Source organism: Bacillus sp. YBWC18, from assembly GCF_002998775.1.
Classification (GTDB): Bacteria; Bacillota; Bacilli; order Bacillales; family Bacillaceae; genus Bacillus.
On the sequence record NZ_PVRI01000005.1, the window covers coordinates 23,207 to 48,634 of the forward strand.

24 protein-coding genes and 1 tRNA gene are annotated in these 25,428 nt (G+C 42.5%); 21 read left to right on the plus strand and 4 right to left on the minus strand.

Annotated features, from left to right (window positions below):
- Positions 1–89: 89 nt before the first annotated feature.
- From C6348_RS13875 to C6348_RS13915, 9 genes are all read left to right on the plus strand, one after another.
- A complete protein-coding gene (locus C6348_RS13875; RefSeq protein WP_106043541.1) occupies positions 90–1,550 on the plus strand; it encodes a tetratricopeptide repeat protein in 1,461 nt (486 codons plus the stop codon).
- 363 nt (positions 1,551–1,913) lie between these two features.
- A complete protein-coding gene (locus C6348_RS13880; protein WP_106043542.1) occupies positions 1,914–3,296 on the plus strand; it encodes a C40 family peptidase in 1,383 nt (460 codons plus the stop codon).
- Between the two features lie 233 nt (positions 3,297–3,529).
- Positions 3,530–4,480 (plus strand): thioredoxin-disulfide reductase, encoded by a 951-nt coding sequence (gene trxB, locus C6348_RS13885; RefSeq protein ID WP_106043682.1) that lies wholly within the window; start codon positions 3,530–3,532, stop codon positions 4,478–4,480.
- A 357-nt stretch (positions 4,481–4,837) separates the two neighbouring features.
- Entirely contained in the window at positions 4,838–5,302 is a 465-nt protein-coding gene (locus C6348_RS13890; RefSeq protein ID WP_003213484.1) for an 8-oxo-dGTP diphosphatase, read from the plus strand.
- Positions 5,303–5,341: 39 nt separating this feature from the next.
- Entirely contained in the window at positions 5,342–6,229 is an 888-nt protein-coding gene (gene rapZ, locus C6348_RS13895) for an RNase adapter RapZ (protein WP_034660713.1), read from the plus strand.
- A complete protein-coding gene (locus C6348_RS13900; RefSeq protein ID WP_106043543.1) occupies positions 6,230–7,189 on the plus strand; it encodes a gluconeogenesis factor YvcK family protein in 960 nt (319 codons plus the stop codon).
- 17 nt (positions 7,190–7,206) lie between these two features.
- The gene (gene whiA / locus C6348_RS13905) at positions 7,207–8,157 is read left to right on the plus strand and encodes a DNA-binding protein WhiA (protein ID WP_034660076.1); all 951 of its coding nucleotides are present in this window, start codon (positions 7,207–7,209) and stop codon (positions 8,155–8,157) included.
- A gap of 26 nt (positions 8,158–8,183) precedes the next feature.
- Complete coding sequence (locus C6348_RS13910) at positions 8,184–8,441, plus strand: HPr family phosphocarrier protein (RefSeq protein WP_106043544.1); 258 nt, start codon at positions 8,184–8,186, stop codon at positions 8,439–8,441.
- 39 nt (positions 8,442–8,480) lie between these two features.
- Entirely contained in the window at positions 8,481–9,224 is a 744-nt protein-coding gene (locus C6348_RS13915; RefSeq protein ID WP_106043545.1) for an arylamine N-acetyltransferase family protein, read from the plus strand.
- A gap of 48 nt (positions 9,225–9,272) precedes the next feature.
- Here the strand turns inward: C6348_RS13915 and C6348_RS13920 are convergent, their stop codons facing one another.
- Positions 9,273–9,761 (minus strand): ribonuclease, encoded by a 489-nt coding sequence (locus C6348_RS13920; protein ID WP_034660072.1) that lies wholly within the window; start codon positions 9,759–9,761, stop codon positions 9,273–9,275.
- Positions 9,762–9,945: 184 nt separating this feature from the next.
- Positions 9,946–10,923: a 2-hydroxyacid dehydrogenase gene (locus C6348_RS13925; RefSeq protein WP_106043546.1), complete on the minus strand. Its 978-nt coding sequence runs from the start codon at positions 10,921–10,923 to the stop codon at positions 9,946–9,948.
- Between the two features lie 553 nt (positions 10,924–11,476).
- On the opposite strand from C6348_RS13925, the gene C6348_RS13930 reads away from it, so the two are divergent.
- Both C6348_RS13930 and C6348_RS13935 read left to right on the plus strand, forming a co-directional pair.
- Positions 11,477–12,058, plus strand: a complete 582-nt coding sequence (locus tag C6348_RS13930) for a beta-class carbonic anhydrase (RefSeq protein ID WP_034660712.1) — start codon at positions 11,477–11,479, stop codon at positions 12,056–12,058.
- Between the two features lie 37 nt (positions 12,059–12,095).
- Complete coding sequence (locus C6348_RS13935; RefSeq protein ID WP_034660070.1) at positions 12,096–13,718, plus strand: SulP family inorganic anion transporter; 1,623 nt, start codon at positions 12,096–12,098, stop codon at positions 13,716–13,718.
- 28 nt (positions 13,719–13,746) lie between these two features.
- Here the strand turns inward: C6348_RS13935 and C6348_RS13940 are convergent, their stop codons facing one another.
- Positions 13,747–14,088 carry a MazG nucleotide pyrophosphohydrolase domain-containing protein gene (locus C6348_RS13940; RefSeq protein ID WP_034660068.1) on the minus strand — a complete coding sequence of 114 codons (342 nt, stop codon included), beginning with the start codon at positions 14,086–14,088 and terminating at the stop codon, positions 13,747–13,749.
- Positions 14,089–14,224: 136 nt separating this feature from the next.
- Here C6348_RS13940 and C6348_RS13945 point away from each other — a divergent pair, with 136 nt between their 5' ends.
- Positions 14,225–14,803 (plus strand): LOG family protein, encoded by a 579-nt coding sequence (locus tag C6348_RS13945; protein ID WP_034660067.1) that lies wholly within the window; start codon positions 14,225–14,227, stop codon positions 14,801–14,803.
- 59 nt (positions 14,804–14,862) lie between these two features.
- Here the strand turns inward: C6348_RS13945 and clpP are convergent, their stop codons facing one another.
- Complete coding sequence (gene clpP / locus C6348_RS13950) at positions 14,863–15,459, minus strand: ATP-dependent Clp endopeptidase proteolytic subunit ClpP (RefSeq protein ID WP_034660066.1); 597 nt, start codon at positions 15,457–15,459, stop codon at positions 14,863–14,865.
- A gap of 252 nt (positions 15,460–15,711) precedes the next feature.
- Between clpP and C6348_RS13955 the strand changes: the two genes are divergently transcribed.
- The 9 genes from C6348_RS13955 (at position 15,712) to abc-f (ending at position 25,419) form a co-directional block, all read left to right on the plus strand.
- Positions 15,712–15,787, plus strand: a tRNA-Arg gene (locus C6348_RS13955).
- Between the two features lie 372 nt (positions 15,788–16,159).
- Positions 16,160–17,050: an ABC transporter substrate-binding protein gene (locus C6348_RS13960; RefSeq protein WP_066031724.1), complete on the plus strand. Its 891-nt coding sequence runs from the start codon at positions 16,160–16,162 to the stop codon at positions 17,048–17,050.
- A gap of 168 nt (positions 17,051–17,218) precedes the next feature.
- On the plus strand, positions 17,219–18,388 hold the full coding sequence (locus tag C6348_RS13965) for a macrolide family glycosyltransferase (protein ID WP_066030336.1): 1,170 nt from the start codon (positions 17,219–17,221) through the stop codon (positions 18,386–18,388).
- 122 nt (positions 18,389–18,510) lie between these two features.
- Entirely contained in the window at positions 18,511–20,142 is a 1,632-nt protein-coding gene (gene nikA, locus C6348_RS13970) for a nickel ABC transporter substrate-binding protein (protein WP_106043547.1), read from the plus strand.
- 15 nt (positions 20,143–20,157) lie between these two features.
- On the plus strand, positions 20,158–21,087 hold the full coding sequence (gene opp1B / locus C6348_RS13975; RefSeq protein ID WP_034660061.1) for a nickel/cobalt ABC transporter permease: 930 nt from the start codon (positions 20,158–20,160) through the stop codon (positions 21,085–21,087).
- Between the two features lie 5 nt (positions 21,088–21,092).
- The gene (gene opp1C / locus C6348_RS13980; protein ID WP_034660710.1) at positions 21,093–21,980 is read left to right on the plus strand and encodes a nickel/cobalt ABC transporter permease; all 888 of its coding nucleotides are present in this window, start codon (positions 21,093–21,095) and stop codon (positions 21,978–21,980) included.
- Complete coding sequence (locus C6348_RS13985) at positions 21,943–22,761, plus strand: ABC transporter ATP-binding protein (protein WP_106043548.1); 819 nt, start codon at positions 21,943–21,945, stop codon at positions 22,759–22,761. Before opp1C ends, C6348_RS13985 begins: the two co-directional genes overlap by 38 nt.
- Positions 22,755–23,525 (plus strand): ABC transporter ATP-binding protein, encoded by a 771-nt coding sequence (locus C6348_RS13990; RefSeq protein WP_106043549.1) that lies wholly within the window; start codon positions 22,755–22,757, stop codon positions 23,523–23,525. The genes C6348_RS13985 and C6348_RS13990 overlap by 7 nt, the downstream gene beginning before the upstream one ends.
- A 334-nt stretch (positions 23,526–23,859) precedes the next feature.
- Positions 23,860–25,419 carry a ribosomal protection-like ABC-F family protein gene (abc-f, locus tag C6348_RS13995; protein ID WP_223251582.1) on the plus strand — a complete coding sequence of 520 codons (1,560 nt, stop codon included), beginning with the start codon at positions 23,860–23,862 and terminating at the stop codon, positions 25,417–25,419.
- The last annotated feature ends 9 nt before the right edge of the window (positions 25,420–25,428 follow it).

Sequence of the window (25,428 nt, forward strand, 5' to 3'; positions counted from 1 at the left end):
ACAAATCCTTCCTTTTCTTTTGTTCTATGTGACGACTCGTGAAGTATGTTATACTACACACGGTACACTGTTCGAAATGGAGGGTATCGGTGAGTAAATACACTTCTCAAAATAATCACACACAAGTCGTCCAGCTATTCCAAGATGGGCATTACTTTTTTCATAAAGGTCTAAAAGCTTATAGAGAAAGAAATCTATCTAAAGCGAGTAAGCTGATACAGCGGGCTATCGTACTTGAGCCTGAAAATGTAGAAATGCTATCACAGCTTGCCATTATTTATACTGAAATGGGTCATTACCAACAATCAAATGAACTGCTTGATTTCATACTTGAACATATCGATGAAAACATGTCTGAGTGTCACTATTTTAAAGCCAATAATTATGCGAATCTAGGACTCTTTCAAGAGGCATATAAGTCAGCTACTGCCTATGCTTCATTGGAAGAGAACGGGGAATTTGCAGATGAAAATGACGATCTCCTCGACCTGCTCGATATGAGCGACGAAGAGGACGAAGATTTTCCTTACGATCAGGATGACCTGATTGTCAAGCAGGATCAAGCGAATCACTTGCTAGAAAGCGGCAGGCTTGATGAAGCCATTGAAATGCTGGAACAGATGATTGTTGAGTATCCAGAATTTTGGTCAGCGTATAATAATCTCGCTTTGGCCTATTTTTATTCTGGTCAAATCCATCAGGCGAAAGAGATGTTGAACCGGGTTCTTCATGAAAATCCGGGTAATCTGCATGCCCTTTGCAACCAGCTTGTCTTCTATCATTATGAAAAAGAAGAAGAAAAGGTCAATACGTTAGCGAAGCAATTAACGCACGTGTATCCAATATTAAGTGAACAGCGTTATAAGCTTGGCGCAACATTTGCCCTAGTTGGAGAATTTGAATGGGCCTTTAAATGGCTTTATTCTTTGTACAAAACAGGCTTTCAGGGAGATAGTACATTTTTATACTGGCTCGCAAGCGCAGCTTATTATACAGGCCACAAAACGCTTGCACAGACGGTTTGGAATAAGATGGTCGAAGAAGATATCGATGCAGATGAAATCAAGCCGTGGCAGGATAAACCCGAGGAGACTGAGCCATTGGTCTCCATTGAGGAGCGGCTGACTGCGTACTATGTGAGCAAACAAAAAGGGGAACGTGACGTTCTTCAATCTGTCCTTGATGCACACGCAGCGAAAACAGCCTTCGAACAGCAATTCATCGAACTGCTCTTATACGAAGATGAAATGGAAGAACGGTCGTTTTCGGAAGATGCGGTTTTCGCAAAACAGGCGGCATTCAGCTTGGAAGAAGCTGTTCAGCCTGACAGCCATATGCCTTATTTTTGGTTATTCCATATTATTCAGCAGGCACGTGCTTCTGGCGTAGATAAGAAAAATGCGCCTGCATGGGCAGCAGCATCTTATTATTTATGGATGAAGGAGCAAGAAGAATCAGCTGTCAGCAAAAAAGAGATTGCAGCCTCTTTTCAGATCAGCGTTCAAACACTGTCTAAATATGAACAAGTCATTTGTACGTTAATTGATTAAATAGGTAAATAGATTCAGCAGATTGCAGCATGGCCGAAAAGGTCATGCTTTTTTCTTGGATAAAAAGGTGGGATTTGCAAGGATTTGGCGAAGTATGACAATCACGACATGTTTTTGAAACATAAATGTAATAAAAATATTAGCTCATTTTGTCGATGTCTCATGTATAATGAAAATCGTGGATTAAAACAAAGACATATATTTAGATATTTTACTATACATAATGAAACACCTAGTGATAGAAACAATCTGGTCAACATCTGACTGATCAATCAGGAAGAAAGACATAGATAGCACAGATTGGCCGCAGAGAATTTGCTGCTTTCTCATGTCGCTTGGAAATTGTCAAAGGAGGAACTATTCGTGAAAAAGTTTATTACTTTCGGTTTAGCTTCGGTCATCGGAGCGAGCGGTTTATTTATCCCATTTACTCATGAAGCAAACGCACAGAACTTTGAACAAAAGAAACAAGAGCTGGACAGCAAGCAATCTGAGGTCAACAAAAACCTTCAAAAGAAAAAAGATGAGCTTTCAAAGCTTGAAGCAAAACAAGAGGCACTTGCACTAAAGCTAAAAGAAATTGACGAGAAAGCTTTAAAAACAAGTGATCAAATCGAAGAAAAACAAAAAGAAAATGAAAAAACAAAAAAAGAAATCAAAGCACTGAAACAAGAAATTGCTGATACTGAAAAACGTATTGAAGATAGAAACAAGTTCTTGAAAAAGCGTGTACGTGCGCTTCAAGAAAGCGGCGGTTCTACGAAATACATAGATGTATTACTAGGAGCGAAAAGCTTTAGTGATTTCATCAGCCGTGCAGGTGCAGTATCTACACTCATCAACGCAGACAGCGAAATCATTAAAGAGCAAGAAAAAGACAAAGCTGAGCTTCAAAAGTCTGAAAACGAATTAAACACAAAGCTTGAAGATGTTCAAAAGACACTTGCAAAGCTTGAAACGCTTCAAACAGACTTGAATAAACAGCTTGATGAAAAAGACAAGCTATTCAAGCAAGTGAAAAAGCAAAAGGGAAGTGCATCTTCTGAAATCAGCGAGTTAAACAGTGAGGCTAACAGCATTGCATCTGAAAAAGACGCAACAATCGCTGCTCAAAAACAAGCTGAAAAAGAAGCGAGAGAAGCAGCTCAAAAAGCAAAAGAAGAAAAAGCACAAAGACAACAGCAGCGTCAAGCGAGTGTTCAAGCGGAAGACAACAGCTCAACTAACGACAGCAGCCCGTCTTCAAATAACAGTAACAGTGGATCTTCAAATAATAATAACAACAGCAGTTCACCAAGCAAGAAGCCATCTTCTGGCGGTGGGTCACCTGTCAGCAGTAACGTAGGCGGAATCGAAGGGGCAATCAGCACAGGTTCTACCATCGTTGGACAATCTCCGTATAAATGGGGCGGCGGCAGATCACAAGCCGATATTGATGCACGTCGTTTTGACTGTTCTTCATTCGTTCGCTGGGCATTCGCATCAGCAGGCATCAACCTTGGACCAGTTGGCGGTACAACAACAGATACGCTTGTAGGTAAAGGAAGAGCTGTAAGTGCATCTGACATGAAACGCGGAGACCTTGTGTTCTTTGATACGTATAAAGTAAATGGACACGTTGGTATTTACTTAGGAAACGGTACATTCTTGAACGATAACAGCTCTCGCGGTGTTTCAGTTGACTCTATGAGCAATGTTTACTGGAAAAAAGCATTCAATGGCGTTGTGAGAAGAGTCGTTGAATAAATCGTTACTTACTATATAACCGTAAACAGGCTTCCTTAAACAGCAGTTTAAGGAAGCTTTTTCTTTTTTTGAAGATATGAGCAAATGATTCGCTTATTATCCGCAGATTTAATAGGATATGGGTAAGGAATAAAAGTAAGAGTGGAATTGATGCTCTCTGTCATGAATGGAAGCATCACCCAAGGGCATTCTAATAAGAAATGCTAGCAGCAATTGAAGAGGGAGTGACAGTTGTGTCAGAAGAAAAAATCTACGATACGATCATCATTGGAGCGGGACCTGCCGGAATGACAGCCGCTGTTTATACATCACGGGGAAATCTTTCAACATTGATGATTGAAAGAGGGATTCCAGGCGGTCAAATGGCAAATACGGAAGATGTCGAGAACTATCCTGGCTTTGAAAGCATTTTAGGACCAGAACTTTCAAATAAAATGTTTGAGCATGCGAAGAAATTCGGTGCTGAGTATGCATATGGCGATATCAAAGAAATCGTAGACGGTGAAGAGTACAAAATCGTCAAAGCCGGTTCAAAAGAATACAAAGGACGCTCTGTCATTATTTCAGCAGGTGCGGAATACAAAAAAATCGGTGCACCAGGTGAAAAAGAACTTGGCGGCCGGGGCGTCTCTTACTGTGCAGTATGTGACGGTGCTTTCTTTAAAAACAAAGAGCTCGTGGTCATTGGCGGCGGAGACTCTGCGGTAGAAGAGGGTGTCTACCTCACACGCTTTGCGTCAAAAGTAACGATCGTTCATAGACGCGATAAACTTCGTGCACAAAGCATTTTACAAGCGCGTGCTTTTGATAATGAAAAAATCGACTTCATGTGGAACAAAACCGTTAAACAAATTAATGAAGAAAACGGTAAAGTCGGCAGTGTGACCTTGATTGATACGGTGACTGGTGAAGAAGAAGACTTTAAAACAGACGGCGTTTTTATCTACATCGGGATGCTCCCACTATCTAAACCATTTGAAAATCTAGGCATTACAAATGAAGAAGGATATATCGAGACAAACGAAAGAATGGAAACAAGAGTGGAAGGCATTTTCGCCGCTGGTGACATTCGTGAAAAAACACTACGTCAAATTGTGACAGCAACAGGTGACGGAAGTATTGCCGCACAAAGCGCACAGCATTATGTAGAAGAGCTTGCTGAAAAGCTGAAAGCAGCGAAATAAATGGCTGTCGTAAATCCTTAATATAGCGTCATGGGCTTTTAACTGGAATGTAACACGGGTGAAATAATTATCCGTTATGATAAAACTAGTAATTGACCCCCTTTTATAAGGAATACATGTTTGGCACGGATGAGAATCCGTGTCCTTTTTTTTGCTTAAAATCAGAAATTCATGAGATGTTCACAAATGACGCATGGAGAACCATTAGATGCTGTAAAATAAAGAGTAGAGAAATTGCCCGCCACCTCTTTCAGACGAAATCCGGTCTGTTTTCGGTGAAGAAGGGGCATGTTCATTGTGGGAGTCAGGATGAACCTGTATAATAAGTTAAAGACATAAAAGAGTAGGTGACAGCTGATGCAACGAGTAACCAATTGTGTGCTGCATCACGAAGATCAAGTTCTCTTGCTGCAAAAGCCAAGACGGGGCTGGTGGGTAGCGCCGGGCGGCAAAATGGAAAGCGGAGAATCGGTCAAGGATTCAGTCGTTCGAGAGTATAGAGAAGAAACAGGAATTTATATTTTAAATCCTCAGTTAAAAGGTGTTTTTACCTTTATCATAAAAGAAGGCGATCAAATCGTTCAAGAGTGGATGATGTTCACCTTTATGGCAGATTCATTTACTGGAAAAAACGTGACAGAGTCAGAGGAAGGCATTTTAAAGTGGCATGAAGTAAAGGATGTGCCTCATTTACCGATGGCACCAGGAGATTCTCATATTCTTGATTTCATGCTAAAGGGAAAAGGACTTCTGCACGGTACTTTTACGTATACACCTGATTTTGAATTGATTGCTTATCGGTTAGATCCTCAAGGAGACTAATACATGAACCGTTTTCATAAAGAAGGAGAGGAAGCAGGCATGAATACGAACAAACAAGAAGATATTCAGCTTGTGATTATTACAGGAATGTCAGGTGCGGGGAAAACCGTTGCCATTCAAAGCTTTGAAGACTTAGGTTACTTCTGTGTAGATAACTTGCCGCCATCACTTTTACCGAAGTTCCTAGAGCTCATGAAGGAATCGAATTCTAAGATGAGCAAGGTCGCCCTTGTGATGGATTTACGCGGACGAGAATTCTTTGACAGCTTAATTGCAGCTTTAGATGAAATGAGTGATCTTGGCTGGATCACACCAAGAATATTATTTCTAGATTCAAACGATAAGGTGCTTGTCTCAAGATACAAAGAAACGAGACGTTCGCATCCCCTTGCGACAACAGGTTTGCCCCTCGAAGGAATCGCAATGGAACGCGACCTGTTAGAAGAGTTAAAAGGCCGGGCTCAAATGATTTTTGATACATCGGATTTAAAACCAAAACAGCTTCGAGAAAAAATTGTCGCGCACTTTGCCACGAACCAAGGGCAGGTGTTTACAGTGAATGTGATGTCCTTCGGTTTTAAATACGGTCTGCCGATTGATGCTGATCTTGTATTTGATGTGAGATTTCTGCCGAATCCTTACTATATTGAGAGCATGCGTCCACAGACTGGAAACGATGAAGAAGTGCGCTCCTATGTAATGAAATGGAGCGAGACACAAAAATTCACAGAGAAATTAATTGACCTTCTCAGCTTTATGCTTCCGTCCTATAAACGAGAAGGAAAAAGTCAGCTTGTGATCGCTATTGGCTGTACAGGCGGACAGCACCGATCAGTGACGCTAGCTAACTACTTATCGGAGTATTTTAAAAATGACTACTACACTCATGTCACTCACCGGGACATTGAAAAGAGAAGCAGAAAATAGATGACGACACTTCCAAAGGTGGTCATTCTTGGTGGGGGCACTGGCTTATCTGTTTTGCTCAGAGGGCTAAAAACAAAGCCAGTGGACATTACCGCTATTGTAACGGTTGCTGATGACGGAGGCAGCTCAGGCAGACTGCGGCATGATTTGAATATTCCGCCTCCAGGCGATATTCGAAATGTCCTTGCAGCTCTCTCTGATGTTGAACCGCTTGTAGAAGACTTATTTCAGCACCGTTTTAACAAAGGGAATGACTTAACAGGCCACTCTCTTGGCAACCTCATTCTTGCGGCCATGACAAATATAACCGGTGATTTTTTTCATGCCGTCACAGAAATGAGCAAGGTCTTAAATGTGAGAGGAAAAGTCTTGCCAGCAGCGAATTCAAGTGTTGTTCTTCATGCTGAATTAGAAAACGGGCAAGTGGTGACAGGAGAATCAAAAATCCCAACCTACGGTGAGCGAATTAAACGAGTGTTCCTCACACCCGATACGATTGAACCGCTCCCAGAATCGATTCAAGTCATTCGTGAAGCTGATTTGATCGTCATTGGGCCAGGCAGCTTGTATACGAGTATCCTGCCAAACTTGCTTGTACCGCATATTGGCGAAGAAGTGATTCGCTCGAAGGCGAAAAAAGTGTATATTTGCAATGTCATGACGCAGCCAGGTGAAACGCTTTCCTACAGTGCAGCTGATCATGTGCAGGCATTAAATGATCATATGGTTCGTCCATTTATCGATACCATTTTTGTGAACAATAAAGAAATTCCAGAAGAGATCAAAGCAAAATATGCAGAAGAACAGGCACAGCCTGTACAGTTCGACACAGATGTACTCAAGACAATGGGACTGGAAGTCATCCCTGGGGAAATCATTACATATGACCAGCATGTGATTCGTCACGACACGCTGAAAGTAGCCTCGCTGCTTGTCGACCTGCTGCATAAGAAAAAATAGGAATGGGGGTGGCAAGGATGTCATTTGCATCCGAAACAAAAAAAGAGCTGACTAATCTGGACGTGAAGGACTGCTGCACAAAAGCAGAGCTTTCTGCCCTCATCCGTATGAACGGTTCATTATCTTTCTCTAATCGAAAATTAATTCTAGATATACAGACAGAGAACGCAGCCATCGCAAGACGGATTTATACGCTGCTGAAAAAGAAATATGATGTCACAGTCGAGCTGCTCGTTCGTAAGAAAATGAGATTAAAAAAGAATAATGTGTATATTGTCAGACTGGTAGAACGAGCGAAAACCATTTTAGAGGATTTGAAAATATTAGGTGAGCAATTTGTATTTGAGCGCAATATTTCAGAAGAGCTTGTAAAGAAAAGATGCTGCAAGCGCTCCTATATGAGAGGTGCTTTTTTAGCAGGCGGTTCTGTGAATAATCCAGAAACGTCTTCCTATCACCTTGAGATTTTTTCACTATATAAAGAACACAATGATGCCCTTTGTGAGCTGATGAATCAATTTCAACTCAACAGTAAAACACTTGAGCGTAAAAAAGGATACATCACGTATATGAAAGAAGCCGAAAAAATTACCGAATTCTTAAGCGTTGTAGGTGCGCATAATTCACTTCTTCGCTTCGAAGATGTTCGGATCGTCCGTGATATGCGAAATTCCGTGAACCGGCTCGTCAATTGTGAAACAGCAAACTTGAATAAAACGATTGGTGCATCACTGCGCCAGGTCGAGAACATTCAATTCATTGATGAAAAAATTGGACTTGATGCCCTGCCGGATAAGCTGCGTGAAATTGCAAAACTGCGAGTCGACTATCAAGAGGTCACGCTAAAGGAACTGGGAGAAATGGTGGAAAGCGGCAAGATCAGCAAATCAGGCATTAACCACCGCTTAAGAAAGCTAGATCAAATTGCAGAACAATTACGAAACGGACAAGCTGTTACACTCAAATAGGAGAATGAAAAAGGGAGGCAGATCATATGGTGGAAAAAACGGTCACCATCCAGTTAAAAACAGGCTTGCAGGCACGTCCCGCTGCTTTGTTCGTACAAGAAGCCAATCGCTTTGGGGCTGAAATTTTTCTAGAGAAGGACGGAAAAAAAGTCAATGCGAAGAGCATTATGGGTCTCATGAGCCTTGCGATCAGTTCTGGGGTCACTGTCAAACTGATAGCAGATGGTGCGGATGAACAAGAAGCCATTGATGCGTTAACGGATTTTATCAATCAAGAAAACTGAGTCTCTTCACTGACTCAGTTTTTTTAGAAGGGAATGAATATGATGCAATCAGCATTTTTACAGAAGATCGGATACGAAGGCCAGTCCATCACCTTTGATGACCTGCCTGTATTATTAAAAAAGATGGCCTACACCTTTCCATTTGAAAATAGATCTGTGCTGAACAAACAATCCTATGCCTTGAATCAAGAGGGGTTGAAGCAGCATCTTCTTGAAGGAGAAAGAGGAGGTCTTTGCTACGATCTCAATCCTCTCTTATATTATGTGTTAAAAGAGGCAGGGCTTGCTGTACAGCTCGTTCAAGGGACCGTGTATAACAAAGAAGCGTGCACATGGGCAATTGATGGCACGCACGTAGCGATAACGTTGAACCATCACAACGAACGCTTCCTTATTGATGCAGGATTTGGTGTGAATTTACCTCTTCAGCCTGTACCTTTTACAGAAGAATGGGTGGAAGGAGCGTCTATTCGGTTTCGAGTCAAAGAAGAGGAAACCGAAAAAGGAACGCATCTGCTCCAATTAGATAAGGGGGAAGGCGCTGAAACAGGCTATGCTTTCACATTGGAAGAGGTGAGCGAGCCTACTTTGGTCCAAATGAGACATGAGATTTATGAAAATGAAGCCTCTCCTTTTAACAAAAGACCACTTGCGTCAAAACTCACACCAACAGGACGTGTAGTCGTCACCGAGGATCATGTCACCACACATGAACATGAAGAAGTGTCGAAAAAACCGCTGCCTCTGCCTTTTGAGGAATACGTGAAAACTCTGTTGCCATAAGCAGCATAAAAAACAGCCCTACGTCAAATGGGGCTGTTTTTTGATTGATTATCGAATACGTGTGAAAGTTGCATAATGGTCTGTTGTTTTGTAAATGAGCCAGTCACTTGAATACACGAGGCGGTCAGCATTTCGGAAGCCAGAGACGTAGTTGATATCTGCCTCACGCCATGTTCGGCCGCTTGCTGAAGGAAGACGTCCCTCCCGGTTAGAGAAAACATCTCCACCGATGCTTTTACCTGGGGCAACCTCTGCTAGATTTCCCTTTGATGCCACCCATCCAAGAGCACTTGCTTGTGATTTTGTGATGTAGTTATCAGGCAATCGTTTGTAGCGAATTAAATAATCTGCTACACCATCAAACGTATTAATGACGGCAAGGGTATGAACATCTGATGTAAGTTGAATAGTAGCTGTTTCATTTGTGGCGGTCTGTGTAAGAGGTGTTTCGGCATAGGCTTGCTGCGGAATAAAACCAGAAAACAGAATAGCAGCGATCAGAGCAAACATAGTAAAAACCGAACTGATTTTTTTCATCTTCATCCTCCTATTAAGGAAATCGGATGCTCTCCTCTTGATGCTTGTCTACCTCATATTATAGCACCCGAACATGAAGGAAATGTAAAGAAACAGGTTCTTTGCTAAAATGAGGCTTTTTTCCTGATAACCTTCTGATGAAATAAATAAAAAGACGCAGCTCCGAATCCTGCGTCTTTTCCGATTAAGATGAAGCAAGCTCCTTCACAATATCAACAGGGGCTTTGCCATCAATTCCATGAATCACATTATGAATGGCTCGTTTCAGCATAAGATCCCGTGTTGTTTCAGTAGCAGAACCGATGTGAGGAGCAAGTGTGACATTGTTCATTTCTTTGAAAGGATGATTCTCCTGAAGCGGTTCCTGCTCAAACACATCAAGACCTGCGCCTTTGATCCATCCCTCCTGAAGCGCTTGAATGAGGCTTTTTTCATCCACTGTTTTCCCGCGTGAGATGTTTACAAATAAAGCCGTTTGCTTCATTAACTTCAATTCCCGTTCTCCAATCATATGATACGTTTCATTGGTCAGCGGTGTAATCAACACAATGATATCGGCTTGCTTTAGCAGGTCATCAAGTGTGCAATATAAAGCGCCATATGCTGATTCAGCCTTTTCATTCCGGCTGCGGTTATGATACAGGACATTCATATCAAAACCATGTGCGGCTCGTTTGGCTACTTGCTCTCCGATTCGTCCCATGCCAATAATGCCAAGCGTTTGATGATGGACATCGATGCCAAAGATATCTTCTTCCTGTACAAATTTCGTCCATTTCCCCTCGCGGATAAAACGATCAAGCTCGGCAATTCTTCGCGCAGAGGAAAGAATGAGTGAAAATGCAAGGTCAGCAACAGTATGATCGAGTGTATAAGGCGTGTGCGTTCCGATTACGCCTCTTTGCCTCATCGCTTCTATATCGAAGTTGTCATAGCCAACAGAGTTATTGCTCACTACTTTGAGTTTTGGTGCGTGATCTAATAGCTCTTGATCGATTTTCGTTCCAGACGTTAAAAGACCATCAGCATGCTGCAGTTTTTGAAACAAAATACCTTTTGGAATGGGGTCTTTGGATTGCCACACCTCGTATGTACAATGTTCCTTTAGCATTTCCTCAAAAGAGGCAGGTAATGGTTTGGCGACAAAAATGTGTGGTGTCACAGTCTACTCGCTCCTTTCACATGATCTTCTTGCTCCTTTTATTATAAAGCAACCATTTCGGCTGAACACGTTTGAAGGTTATCTGCTCAATATTTAATATACTAAAATAACGGAAAAGAGAGACATTTTCTTAGTGAAAAAGTATATTCATATGCCATCTGATCCATTTTTTACATAGATAAGAGTCAGCTAATGGGTGATGTGACATATGAAAAAGCCTGATTTTCTGAGAGATTATCTGACAAACTGGAAAATAGATCGAGATTTTTTGATAGAAAAATGATTATATTTGAAACGTATTAAACGGGAAGGTCGTTTTCTACTAAACCATTTCATCGTCTTTTGGCGATCTGAGAACGATAGATTGAAAGGAAGACCGCGTCTCTCTTACGATGAAGCGGAAAATAGAGAAAATGATGACTTTTTTTCTCATCGTTTTCTCATTTTTTTCTTTTTTTTCTATCATTTTTCTTCTCTATGCTTGAGAACACACGAAAGAAAAGGGGGACAGGCAGGGACTTACGTAACTTATAAAAAGATGGGAGATGGCAAGATGGGATCAAAATTAGAACAGATTCTTCAGCACAATTCAGAGTTCGTACAAGAGAGACATTATGAGCCTTACAAAGCGGGGAAATTTCCCGAAAAGAAACTGGTCATATTAACTTGTATGGATACACGTCTTTTGGAATTATTGCCGCAATCCATGGGGCTGCGCAACGGTGATGCCAAGATCATTAAAAATGCGGGCGCCATTGTAACTCATCCGTTCGGCAGTGTGATGAGGAGTATTCTATTAGCCATCTATGAGCTAAAGGCAGAAGAGGTATGCATTGTAGGACATCATGAATGCGGAATGGCAGGTCTTGCGGCAGATCCTTTACTTGAAAAGGCGAAAGCACGCGGCATTGAAGAGAAATGTTTGAGCATTGTGAAAAACTCAGGAGTTGATTTAAAGGGGTGGCTGACAGGCTTTGATTCGGTTGAAGAGAGCGTGTCCCAAAGTGTGAAATTGGTCAAAGAGCATCCATTGATGCCAAGTGATGTGGCTGTTCATGGACTAGTCATTCATCCAGCAACGGGAAAGCTGGATGTTGTTGTGAAAGATAAACAGATTGACGCGCAGTATACCTAAATCATCTACACATACTTGAAGGAGGCCAACACATACCATGCGTTTTTATGGAAGATTTGAAGGATATGATTCATCAAAGTTTAGACGCGATTTAATCGCTGGGCTTGTCGTGGGCGTTGTGGCAATTCCTTTAGGCATGGCTTTTGCCATTGCATCTGGTGTCGGACCAGAATATGGATTATACACAGTCATCGTTGCCGGCATTTTGATTTCATTGTTTGGTGGTTCAAAGTATCAGATCGGCGGGCCGACTGGGGCGTTTGTTCCGATTTTATTTGGTATCGTCAGCCAGTATGGTATCGAAAACTTACTCATAGCCGGTTTTATGGCAGGCTGTATGCTTGTATTATTCGGAATATTCAAACTAGGGAAGCTCATGAAATTTATTCCTCGTCCGGTTATCATCGGCTTTACTGCTGGCATTGCTGTCATTATTTTTTCAGGGCAGATTGCCAACTTCCTCGGATTAAAGGGTGTTGAAAAGCATGAAAGCTTTTTCCTCAATATGAGAGAAATTGTGGTCCATCTCGGTACCGCAAACAGTCTTGCCATCATCACAGCCGTTATTGGGCTCATCGTGATTGTGGCGGCTCAAAAATACATTCCCAAAATACCTGGTGCTCTATTAGGTCTATTGGCTTCAACGTTTCTAGCTGTTCTCTTTTTCCAAGGACAAGTTGAAACGATTGGCTCGGCATATGGGGAAATTCCTCGTCAGCTGCCAAGCTTCGCTTTTCCTGAATTAACGATTGAAAAAATGATATACCTCCTGCCTCCAGCGATTGTCATTGCACTTTTAGGCGGAGTGGAGTCAATCTTGTCAGCTATGGTTGCTGATAATATGAAAGGCTCAAAGCATGACAGCAATAAGGAGCTTGTCGGACAAGGGATCGCCAATATGGCGGCACCGCTGTTCGGAGGAATTCCGGCGACTGGGGCGATTGCCCGTACGGCAACAAACATCAAAAATGGCGGAGCAAGCCCGATTTCTGGTGTTGTGCATGGCGTCGTCGTGCTGCTCATCTTAATGCTGTTTGCGCCATATGCGTCGATGATTCCACTTGCTGCGATGGCACCGATTTTAATGTTTGTTGCTTGGAATATGAGTGAGAAAAAAGAGTTTATCAATATTGTAAAAGTGAAAAATGCGGATTCACTTGTACTTGTTGTGACCTTCCTGCTGACGGTCATCGGTGATTTGATTATTGGCGTCACCGCAGGTCTCATTTTAGCATTTATCGCTTTTATCAAAAAAATGAGCCAGACGACCAGCATTCATACTAATGTTGCGGTTCCCCAAATGGAAACGGCAGCTGCTTTAGAAAAACAGACAGACCAGCGAGGTATCAGTATGTACTCCATTGAAGGGCCGCTGTTTTTCGGAACAACAGATTCATTGGAAAATTCGATTTTGGACCATGTTCAGACAAAGCCGAAAACGCTCATTCTGCTCATGAATAAAGTCAATTATATGGACACATCAGCAGAAGCGGTTCTGATGAATATCTCCAATCGTTTAAAGCATCATAATGGAAAGCTGATGATTGTCGGACTTCAATCGCAGCCGAAAGAGCTTTTGCGTCGAACGGGTCTTTTTCATCATATTGGAAAGCAGCATTTCTTTGAACGAACAGATGATATCTCGCCACAGCAGTTATAAGGTGGAAAAAAAGCACGTGACAATGTGGTCACGTGCTTTTCACTTGCTCTATTTCTTCTGAAAAACGCTTTGTGAGTTTCTGTTGATGAGAGGAGAAGACCTCTTCTACTGTGACATCATAGAGATTGGCTAAAATAAGTAGATTCGCTAACACATCACCCATTTCTTCAACGAGTTCTTTCTTCAACTCGGATGATTTTTGTCTTTGCTCATCAGGCCGGTCACGTCCGATCTCTATTGCTCTAACAGCACGAGCGAGTTCTCCCGTTTCTTCCATGAGGAAGCCTAACCGGATAAACGGCCCGTATTTTGTCCAATTTCTCATTTCATAAAAATCCTTGATCCACTTCTCCATCTCCGTTGTTTGCATTTTCTTTATACATCTCCTTATATGGTGTTTACCTTTTGATTTTACACTATATATAGATGGATCGGCTGTTTTTTTACAATTAATTATAGTAGAATGAGTGGGAGAAGAAATCATAGAGAGAGATGGAGCTGTTCTGATGAAAACGATTTGTGTGTTTGCTGGTTCGAATCCAGGCGTGAAGGACGTCTACAAACAAAAGGCTGTAGAGCTGGGGACTTATATGGCAGAGCAAGACATCCGTCTTGTATACGGCGGTTCACGAATTGGATTAATGGGTGCCATTGCAGATGAGGTTTTAAGACAAGGCGGGCAAGTGATTGGGGTCATGCCTAAAGGGCTTTTTAGAGGAGAAGTTGTGCATCAAGAGCTGACAGAATTAATCGAGGTAACAGGAATGCATGAACGAAAAGCGAAAATGAGCGAGCTGGCTGATGGATTTATTGCGATGCCCGGCGGCTTTGGTACATATGAAGAATTATTTGAGGTGCTATGCTGGGCACAAATCGGCATCCACCAAAAGCCAATCGGCTTGTATCAAGTGAATGAGTATTTCAATCCGCTCATTGACATGGTGAAGTTTAGTGTACAGGAAGGTTTTTCGAATGAATCACACCTTCAATTGTTACATGCTTCCAGCGAACCGGAGGAATTAATCACGCAGATGGCTTCTTATCAAACACCATCTCTTCAGCAGAAATGGACAGAGTTGTCTTAAAGCGTTTTTGAATCACAAAAAACCGTCTGTTCAAGGAGCAGACGGTTTGTTTTGTCATATTATTTTTGTTCTTCTGAATTACGGGTCAAGACTTTGTCAATAAGTCCGTATTCAAGTGCTTCTTCCGCTGTTTTGAAGTTGTCACGATCTGTATCGCGCTCAATCACTTCAATTGGCTGACCAGTACGTTCAGCAAGTACTTGGTTCAGTTTATCGCGTAAAGAAAGGATTCGTTTTGCCGCAATTTCAATTTCTGTTGCTTGACCTTGGGCACCACCTAGTGGTTGGTGAATCATGACTTCACTGTTTGGAAGGGCATAACGCTTACCTTTTTCACCAGCAGCAAGCAGGAACGCACCCATAGATGCAGCCATACCAATACAAATGGTTGATACCTTTGGTTTAATAAATTGCATCGTATCGTAAATGGCCATACCAGCTGTGATCGAACCGCCAGGGCTGTTAATGTAGATAGAAATATCTTTTTCTGGATCTTCAGCTTCTAAGAAAAGCAGCTGTGACACGATGGAGTTGGCAACATTGTCATCGATCGCAGAACCAAGCATGATAATACGGTCTTTTAAAAGACGAGAATAAATGTCGTAAGCTCTTTCCCCACGATTTGTTTGCTCAATGACTGTAGGTATTAAATTCATAATGTTCCTCCTTCACCTTTTAGGTAAGTATGTAATTCAATGATACATTTTTGGTCAATAAAGGTCAAACAAAACGCTGACCTAAATTCAAATACCCCTATCCATTTTCCCCAAACTCATTCCACTTCAAACCATCATTTTAGTCTATGTATCCAAAAGAAGAAAATACATGTTCAGGACTGATGATTAATCATTGCTTTCTTGCAGCATTTCCCTTATAATTTGATATGCTGACGTTCAAAAACATATCGTGCGCTCGTAGCTCAGTTGGATAGAGCGGTGGTTTCCGGTACCACGTCTGCCGGGGGTTCGAATCCCTCCGAGCGCGTACTTGATCTTGTTCACGATCGATAAAGGTCCAATGAAACCCTCTCCTTTGAGAGGGTTTTCAGATTGTTGACAAAGGGCTAAAATGATCTTTATTTTAGCCCTTTGTCTTCTTTTCAGCGTGATAGAAAACCTTTGAAGTCTAGGAAGGACGAGCACCGAAGCGGAGCGAATTTAACATTCGTGAGCATCGGCGCACAGGACTGACACCGAATGCGAGGGTTTGTCTACACGCTGAAACCCTCTCCTTTGAGAGGGTTTTTTCGTTTACACATATATATCATTCACTTTTAAAATTTTTCATTTATGACTAGCCATTTATGCTATAATTAATAATCATTCTCAATTAAAGGTGGTTTCACTAGTGAAAAAAATGATTTGGCTGGTCAGTCTGCTGGCATTATTATTAGTGGCATGCGGGCAGAAAGAGAATAAAGAGCAAGCAGCAAGTATACGTACATATACAACTGAAACGGGTGAAAAGATCACCATTCCCGCCAAGCCGAAGCGTGTTGTTGTGTTAACAGCGCAGCTTGGAAACTTTAAAAAGTTAGGTGTGACACCTGTTGGCATGACAGATGTTTACCCAGAATCGTCGTTTTTAGATGAATCAGGTGTGAAGCGGGTACCGATCGAAAATGTGGAGGCGATTGCCAAGCTAAAGCCTGATTTGATCATTGCATATTCCCAAAACGAACAGATTGAAAAGTATAAAAAGATTGCCAAAACGATCACGTTTACGACAAGTGAACACAGCTTCAAAGAGATGCATATTGAAATCGGAAAGATTCTTGGAAAAGAAGCGTTAGCGAAAAAACAAATACAAGAAATGGACGAGCAGCTGAAGAAAGACGGCAAAGAGGTCAAAGCAAAAATTGGTGATGACAAGACGTTCTCCATTATGGACGTGCAGCCAAAGCAAGTATACTTATTTGGTACAGACTTTGGCCGCGGCGGGGAAGTCATCTATCAAGGCTATGGGTTCAGCTTGCCTGAAAAGGCAGAAAAAGCTCTTCCGAAAGAAGGCTATCTTGGTATTTCATTAGAAGAGATGAACCAGTATACAGGTGACTATTTACTTGTACCCACAAAGGATGGAAAAGCACCGAATCTTGATATCACAAACAGCGGTGTATGGAAGAAAAATCAAGCAGTGAAACAAGGACATGTCCTGTACTATTCAATTAATGAATTTATCTATGCGGATCCAATCTCAATTGAAAAACAGTCTGCTGCGTTTAAACAAATGCTGCTCAAAAAATAATAGAAAAAAGACAAAGCACATAACATGGGGCTTTGTCTTTTTTCTTCTTGTCATCTCTTAAAATACTGGTCATAAGACTCATTTCTTCCCTTTACAGGCGTATTTGTTGAGCCTGCTGGCTGTATATGATTAACATGGAAGAGAATTGACAATGAGGAGGGATTTCTTGTGGCGAAGATTTTATTGATTACATTTCCAGCTGAAGGGCATGTGAACCCTATGTTAGGGATCATCAAAGCATGGGCGGATCGAGGAGATGAAGTACATGCGGTCACAACTGTACATTATGAGCAGCGAATCAAACGCTTAGGAGCTCACGTACATAAACATCCAGACTATATTCGTACATTACATGTGGATGAAGGAAATCTCGATTCCATGCAGCCGTTCTTTCATGCCATGCTGCAAACATCATTTGATATTTTAGAGGTGGTGGAAACACTTTCTCAGCAGCATTCATTTGATTTTGTCTATTTTGATATGTTTGGGGCAGGAGAGCTTGTTCGAGATTACTTACAAATTCCAGGGATCGGCTCAAACCCATCTTTTGTGCTGCAAGAGGCGCATTTTGATACACCGCTATACAGAAAGGATGAGAAAGCCGATCATCTGTTAGAAAACATACAAGAGCGTTTTGGCGTTCAGCCAACGCGTTTGATGCAATTCATGAAAAACCGCGGAGAGCTCAATATCGTGTATACAAGTGAATATTTCCAGCCGTCTGTCGATGCAGTGAACGACTCGTTTGTTTTCATTGGACCGAGCTTTCTAAAAAGGGCAGATCAGCATGATTTCCCGCTGGAAGCACTTGAGCAAGAAAAAGTCGTCTTTATTTCGATGGGCACCGTACTTGGGGATACAGAAGCATTTTTTAATATGTGTATTGATGCCTTTGCCGACTTTGACGGAAAAGTGGTGCTCGCAACAGGTGAAAAAGTGGATCGGTCTCTCTTGAAAGAGGCGCCTTCTCATTTTCTGATAGAACCTTATGTACCGCAGCTTGAAGTGCTTGAGCTGACAGATGTGTTTGTGACCCATGGCGGAATGAACAGTGTCAATGAAGGCATTCATTATCACGTTCCGATGGTCGTCATTCCGGTCGACAAAGATCAGCCGATGGTCGCACAAAGACTGACAGAGCTATCTGCTGCCCGTGCACTTGATAAAGATCAGCTGACAGCAAAGCAGCTAAGAGAAACGGTGGAATCTGTTCTGGGAAGTGACACGTACCGTGCTGGGATTGAAAAAATTGAAGAAAGCTTCCAAACAGCAGGTGGAACAGAAAAAGCATTGCGGGTGATCGATCAATTGTTGCAAACGAAACAGACTCAATCGTGAGTCTGTTTTTTTGATAAAAAAAGAGATTGTATTCCCCATTTCTGTATGATATTATTCAATTCGTAATCATTTCGATTAATAATCGTAATGATTACGATAATATAAATTTGGGGGAAGTACATATGAGTGATCAGCCTGTTTACATAAAGAAAAAGCAATTCTATGTAACATACACCTTGATGCTGTTTTCAGTCATGGCATGTTTTTTATTGGCATCATGCTCTGATAATAAAGCATCTTCCAGCATGAATGACAGAGAAGAAGATGAACTGGTGTATGCAAGTACAAAAGATATAAGGGACATCAATCCCCATTTATATGGTGGAGAGATGGCCGCTCAAAATATGGTGTTTGAATCGCTTGTCGTCAATACAGAGAAAGGCGTTCAGCCTGCCTTAGCGAAGAGCTGGGATATTTCAAAAGATGGAAGGACCTACACCTTTCACCTTCGAAAAGGCGTGACTTTTTCAGATGGCGAGCCTTTTAATGCAAAGGCAGTGAAAATGAACATGGACGCTGTCGTTAAAAATATTGAAAAGAACGCTTGGCTTAATCTCGTATCCGAAATCAAATCCACAAAGGCGGTGGATGACGATACATTTGTTCTTACGTTAAAAGAGCCTTATTACCCTACGTTAGAAGAACTGGGCTTAACACGCCCCTTCCGTTTTATTTCTCCAAAAAGCTTCATTGATGGAACGACAGCAAAAGGAGTTCAAAGCTATGCAGGCACAGGTCCTTATGTGCTAAAGGAACATAAAAAAAATCAATTTGCCGTTTTTAAAGCGAATGACCACTACTGGGGGAAAAAGCCAAACATTTCAACAGTAAAGTGGAAAGTCATGCCGGATCACCAAACGATTTTACTTGCCCTGCAAAAAGGAGAGATTGATCTCTTATTTGGAGCAGATGGCGACATGATCGACGGAGACTCATTCCAGGCTTTAAAGGAAGCAGGTCAATACGGTGTGACCGTGAGTCCTCCTGTTGGTTCAAGATCGATCGTCATCAATTCAAACCAGCCAATGACAAAAGATCCGAAAGTCAGAGAAGCGTTTCAATATGCCATTCAAAAAGAGATGATCACAAAAGGCATTTTAAATGGAACGGAACAGGTGGCACATACGCTGCTTGCCCCGTCCGTTCCTTACGCAGATATCCCGCTGAAAAAGAAAACCTATCAAAAAGAGAAAGCAGAGGCATTACTGGATGAGGCAGGCTGGAAGCTGAAAGAAGACGGCTACCGCTATCAAAATGGCAAAAGGCTGAGTGTCGCCATTTACTATAATTCCGATAATGCAGGTGAAAGAACGATAAGTGAATCCATTCAACAAGATTTCAAGCAAGTGGGGATCAAGCTGGATATTAGAGGAGAAGAAAAACAGGCGTTTTTAGATCGCCAAAAAACAGGGAAATTCGATCTGATGTACTCGCTATCGTGGGGACTTCCTTATGATCCACAAACCTATGTTTCTTCGTTCCGCGTAGCATCGCATGCTGATTATCAAGCCCAGTTAGGATTGAAGAAGAAAAAGTGGCTGGACGAGACGATTACGAAAGTATTGGTAGAACCAGATGAGCAAAAGCGGAAACAAATGTATCGAGACATCTTGACGTATATCCATGATGAAAATGTCTACATCCCAATTTCTTATTCTGTGACAAAGGCTGTTTATAATAAGCGCCTGAAAGGCATAGGTTTTCATGTGTCACAGTATGAAATTCCCTTTGACCGTATGTATTTTTCTTCATAAAGCGGAGGCAGAAAAATGACACGCTATCTCTTAAAACGAATATTACTGCTTTTCCCACTCATGATCTTCATCACCTTCTTTGCTTTTGTACTGCTGACGATGCGGGCAAGTGATCCAGCTGAGGTCGCTTTGCGGGTGAATCAAGTCACTCCAACAGAAGACATGATTGAATCGATGCGGCAGGAGCTAGGCTTAGATCAGCCATTTCTTATACGATATGCCACATGGCTTAAAGATGGATTAACAGGTGATTTTGGCAGGAGTTATGTTACACAAGAGCCAGTTTTTGATCTCATCATGGAGGCGCTGCCTGCCACATTGCAGCTTGCAGGAGCAGCGCTCTTTTTCATCATTGTATTGAGTTTGTTATTCGGAGTGATCTGTGCATATGCTGCTCATACATGGGTAGACCGAGTACTGAGAGCCTTTGTGTTTATCGCTGCTTCAATGCCTAGTTTTTGGTTAGGGATTTTGTTTATTTGGCTTTTTTCTGTCAAATTCAATTGGGTCAATACGAGTGGAATGGAAGGATTCAAATCAATTCTTCTACCAGCTGTCACACTATCACTTGGGTACTTATCAACCTATGTGAGACTGATCCGCAATCAAATCCTGAAATTTCAGCACGAGCCCTTTGTTTTTTATGCAAGAGCTCGCGGTTTAAAGGAACGGGCTGTTCAACTGAAAGTGATGAGACATGCACTTCAATTAGCTGTGACAGCACTTGGCATGTCTATCCCAAAACTCATTGCTGGCACAGTTATTATTGAAAATCTTTTTGCTTGGCCAGGGGTTGGCCGGTTGTGTGTAACAGCTATTTTCCATGCCGATTTCCCTATGATTCAAGCCTATTTATTTGTGATGGGGTTCCTTTTTGTTGTGTGTAACCTCATGGCTGATGTTGTGCAAATGACCATGAATCCGCAGTTGCGAAAGGAGGTCTGAGAATGATGATAGGATGGCATCAATTAAGAAAAGACCGTATGGCGGTTGTTTCTATCTGGCTGTTAGCACTTGTCGCTTTAGCAGGACTGTTTGCACCAGTGTTAGCACCACATGATCCAACAGAAACGAACATTCTTCAAAAATATGCCGGCATAAGCCTGACTTATCCGCTCGGAACGGATCAGCTCGGGAGATGCGTATTGTCACGGCTTTTATATGGCATTCGGACTACGATGCTTGCGGCCATGCTGACGATGTGTATCACGATGCTCATTGGCAGCACACTTGGACTCATGGCGGGCTTCTTCCGAGGAAAAGTGGATGGCGTGTTGATGAGACTGTGTGATGTTATGCTCTCCTTCCCAGCAGAAGTGATGATTCTAGCTGTTGTGGGGATACTGGGGCCTGGATTATTCAATATTATTTTGGCGAATGTCCTAGCGAAATGGGCCTGGTATACAAGAATGATTCGTTCGTCCGTTCTGCAGTATGCGAATGAACCATCTGTTCAGTATGTAAAAGTGTCTGGCGGCTCCCCATTTTACATACTGAGGAAGCATTTATTTCCTCGCATTTCAGGAGAAATTGCTGTCTTTGCGACACTTGATGCGGGCTGGGTCATCTTAAATATATCTGCTCTGTCTTTTCTTGGGTTAGGCGTGAGCGCACCTACACCGGAATGGGGGATGATGCTCAACGAAGCGAAGAATGTCATGGTGACACATCCAGCCCATATGCTTGCGCCTGGACTTGCCATCTTATTTGTGGTCATGGCGCTGAACTTTTTAGGAGACAGCCTTCAGCAGGCCACGACCCCTGCCATGCATCACAACAATCAAAAGGGAGGGAGACCATTTGCCTTTCATCGACGTAAAAAATCTGTCCGTACATGATCCAGTGCAGCAAAAGGATTTAGTGGCGAACATAACGTTCTCCCTACAGCAACAACGTTGTTTAGCTGTTATTGGAGAAAGTGGAAGCGGAAAATCAACCGTCGCAAAAGCGTTAATTGGCTTGATGCCTTCTTCGCTAGAAGTGGAGGGAGCGATCATGTTTGACGGCGAAACATTGACAACTCAGACAGCTGAGCAGTGGCGAGGCAAACGAATTGGCTTCATCTCACAAGATGCGATGAATGCGTTCAATCCCATCGAAACCATTGGTCATCAAATGATGGAAACGTTCCAGCGTCATTTGGGCTTACAAGGAAAAGAAGGGAAAGCACATGCCATCGCAGGACTTGAGCGTGTTCATTTAAAAAATCCAAATGAATTGTTGAAGCAATATCCTTATGAATTATCTGGCGGTATGCTTCAGCGAGTGATGATTGCGATCACGATGATGCTTTCTCCTGATGTGATCATTGCCGATGAGCCAACGGCGTCGCTTGATGCATATAATCGGCGTGAAGTCATCATGCAATTACAGAGGCTGAAAGAAGAAACAGGCGCGGCCTTGATCATCATTTCGCATGATTTAGGCGTCGTTCAGGCGATCGCTGACGAGGTGTTGGTGGTGCATCAAGGCGAGATGCTTGAGCATCGCCCAGCTGATAAGGTATTCACATCGCCTGAGCATCCTCAAACGAAGCATTTACTTGAGACGAGGCGCCGATTATCTGTGCCTCTTGAAGCACTGCGGCAGCAGCAGAGAGTGAGGGCATTTCCATGTTGATTACAGCTGATAGCCTCATCAAGCATGGAGAGAAGAAAGGTTTCTTCTCTCGACAAATGCAGTCAAAACCACGCATATCAAACGTCTCGTTTGAAATCGAAAAAGGACAATGTGCCGGGTTAGTCGGTGAAAGCGGCAGCGGCAAAAGTACATTGGCAAGAATTCTGCTTGGTTTAGAAAAAATAGATGGCGGCAAGGTACAGATTGATGGAAAGCCAGCTGACACATGGCGAAAGATGAACCGAGGAAAAATGAGTGTTGTCTTTCAGGATTATCGATCTTCTGTTCACCCCTCCTTTACGGTGAAAGAAATCGTTGCTGAGCCTATGCGATTGTTAAAGCAGGAAAAAAATGTGGATCAGAAGGTTTTATCGTTGCTTGAACAAGTCAGACTACCCTCTTCTTTGCTGTATCAATATGCACATCAGCTAAGCGGCGGTCAGCTCCAGCGAGTGTGCATCGCACGAGCCATATCAACGCATCCAGCCATTCTCATACTAGACGAAGTCCTGAGCTCACTGGATGTCTCTGTGCAGGTGCAACTATTGGAGCTGCTCGAGACATTAAAACAAGAGCTAGACATGACCATCCTTATGATTACTCATGATATAGAAGCGGCGGTGTATCTATGTGATCGTCTCCTTTTTTTACATGAAGGAAGCATAGTGGAAGAATGCAAAAAGGATGAACTGCTTGATGCGGTCCACCCATTTACGCTGAGATTAATGGACTCACTTATGCCATTTCAGCTTGACAAAAAATAACCAATCTTTTATCGTATACGTAACAAACGACGGAAGGGTGACCCAATGCAATGAAGTACTAATCCTATGACCTGTAAGCAAAATGAAAAAACGAAGGCAGTGAGCAAACGATTGGTTTGCCATGTTTGCTGCGTTTTCATTTTTTAGCTTCGGAATAGGATGGTACAGCTTGGGAATCAAAGAATAAGGTGATTGATACGGGGGATGTGTGTGTTCAGATAGGAACGCGGCAAGTCATCCTGGATTGATCTGCTTATTTTTGTACACCATTTTGCCTCCTATTCTGAGAATGGGAGGCTTTTTCATGTCTCCTGATACGAAAGGAGAGGGTTGGATGTTATTAAAAGCCAATCAGTTAAAGATTTTTCGAAAAGATCGATTGTTATTTGATATTGAGGAGCTTGCCATCCATCAAGATGACCGCATCGGCCTTGTTGGAACAAATGGCAGCGGGAAAACGACTTTATTGCATGTGCTGGCGGGGCAAGAGAAACCAGACAGTGGCACGTTTGCTGCCACAACAACTTGTACACTGCTTCCTCAGCTGAAACAAGCGGATGGCACACAGAGCGGTGGTGAGATGACCCAGACTTATATTGAAAGCGCGTTAAACCGTCCTTCTGCCCTTTTATTAGCAGATGAACCGACGACTCATTTAGATACAGAGCACATTGAGTGGCTGGAAGAGAAGCTGCATCATTATCAAGGGGCCCTCATTGTCGTTTCACATGATCGTGCTTTTTTAGATGCGGTATGTACGGAGATTTGGGAGCTGGATCATGGACGGCTTAATCAATACAAAGGCAACTACTCGCAATTTGCACAGCAAAAAGAGCTGGCGCATCGTCAGCAGGTGGAAGCGTACGAAGCTTATACACAAAAGAAAAAACAGTTAGAGCATGCGCTTGAAAAGAAAAAGAAAAAAGCCGACAAAGCAACAAAGCCATCCCAAAAGCTGAAATCCTCAGGGCCAAAAATTGCAAAGCCCTACTATGCTAATAAGCAAAAAAAGCTGCAAAAAACAGCCAAATCCATTGAGACAAGGATGGAGAAATTAGAAAAGGTTGAGAAAGTAAAAGACATTCAGCCCATTCAAATGACTCAGCATACAATGAAGGAAGTAGCGAGCCGTACTATTTTGCGAGTGAAAAATGTAGATGGCAAGGCGGGCGATCAATTGCTTTGGAAGCAGGCAAATGTGGAAGTGAGAGGCGGGGACAAAGTCGCCATTATCGGCAAGAATGGGAGCGGGAAAACGACATTTCTCCGAATGCTGGTGAATGGGCATCCCGGTGTGTCTCGCTCAGAAGCTGTCAAGCTCGGCTATTTTCGTCAGGATCTTTCAGGATTGAAGGTAGATGAATCGATTTTACAAAATGCGCTGAAAGAGGCTGTTCAAGATGAGACAGTGGTACGAACGGTTTTAGCGAGACTCGGATTTCGAGGGGATGATGTGCATAAACCTGTTAGGGTGTTAAGCGGGGGAGAACGGGTGAAGACCATGCTTGCGTCCTTGCTTGTCAGCGATGCCAATGTCCTCATGCTGGATGAACCGACGAACTTTCTAGATCTGTCGGCAGTTGAAGCGCTTGAAGGTCTATTGAAGGATTACCCGGGTACCGTTGTGTTTGTATCCCATGATCGCAGACTGATTGAGAAGGTGGCCACTCGTATTTTCCATGTTCACGAAAAACGAATTGAAGCATTTGACGGCACATATGAAGCGTATAAACAAAAGGACGACAAACCAGCTGTTACACAAAGAGAAGAGGAGCTTCTTTTAATTGATATGCAGCTGTCTGAAGTGCTCAGCCGTTTAAGTATTGAGCCGTCTCAGGAGCTGGAAGAGACATTTCAAGCATTATTGAAACAAAAGAAGTCTTTGGAGTCATAAAGAAAACCC

Coding starts and splice junctions, on each gene's coding strand:
- C6348_RS13900 (WP_106043543.1), top strand. CDS start 6,230: ATGACGACACTTCCAAAGGTGGTCATTCTTGGTGGGGGCACTGGCTTA.
- abc-f (WP_223251582.1), top strand. CDS start 23,860: ATGTTATTAAAAGCCAATCAGTTAAAGATTTTTCGAAAAGATCGATTG.
- rapZ (WP_034660713.1), top strand. CDS start 5,342: ATGAATACGAACAAACAAGAAGATATTCAGCTTGTGATTATTACAGGA.
- C6348_RS13920 (WP_034660072.1), bottom strand. CDS start 9,761: ATGAAAAAAATCAGTTCGGTTTTTACTATGTTTGCTCTGATCGCTGCT.
- whiA (WP_034660076.1), top strand. CDS start 7,207: ATGTCATTTGCATCCGAAACAAAAAAAGAGCTGACTAATCTGGACGTG.
- C6348_RS13915 (WP_106043545.1), top strand. CDS start 8,481: ATGATGCAATCAGCATTTTTACAGAAGATCGGATACGAAGGCCAGTCC.
- C6348_RS13935 (WP_034660070.1), top strand. CDS start 12,096: ATGCGTTTTTATGGAAGATTTGAAGGATATGATTCATCAAAGTTTAGA.
- clpP (WP_034660066.1), bottom strand. CDS start 15,459: ATGAATTTAATACCTACAGTCATTGAGCAAACAAATCGTGGGGAAAGA.
- C6348_RS13910 (WP_106043544.1), top strand. CDS start 8,184: ATGGTGGAAAAAACGGTCACCATCCAGTTAAAAACAGGCTTGCAGGCA.
- opp1B (WP_034660061.1), top strand. CDS start 20,158: ATGACACGCTATCTCTTAAAACGAATATTACTGCTTTTCCCACTCATG.
- C6348_RS13960 (WP_066031724.1), top strand. CDS start 16,160: ATGATTTGGCTGGTCAGTCTGCTGGCATTATTATTAGTGGCATGCGGG.
- C6348_RS13890 (WP_003213484.1), top strand. CDS start 4,838: ATGCAACGAGTAACCAATTGTGTGCTGCATCACGAAGATCAAGTTCTC.
- C6348_RS13945 (WP_034660067.1), top strand. CDS start 14,225: ATGAAAACGATTTGTGTGTTTGCTGGTTCGAATCCAGGCGTGAAGGAC.
- C6348_RS13940 (WP_034660068.1), bottom strand. CDS start 14,088: ATGCAAACAACGGAGATGGAGAAGTGGATCAAGGATTTTTATGAAATG.
- opp1C (WP_034660710.1), top strand. CDS start 21,093: ATGATAGGATGGCATCAATTAAGAAAAGACCGTATGGCGGTTGTTTCT.
- nikA (WP_106043547.1), top strand. CDS start 18,511: ATGAGTGATCAGCCTGTTTACATAAAGAAAAAGCAATTCTATGTAACA.
- C6348_RS13930 (WP_034660712.1), top strand. CDS start 11,477: ATGGGATCAAAATTAGAACAGATTCTTCAGCACAATTCAGAGTTCGTA.
- C6348_RS13990 (WP_106043549.1), top strand. CDS start 22,755: ATGTTGATTACAGCTGATAGCCTCATCAAGCATGGAGAGAAGAAAGGT.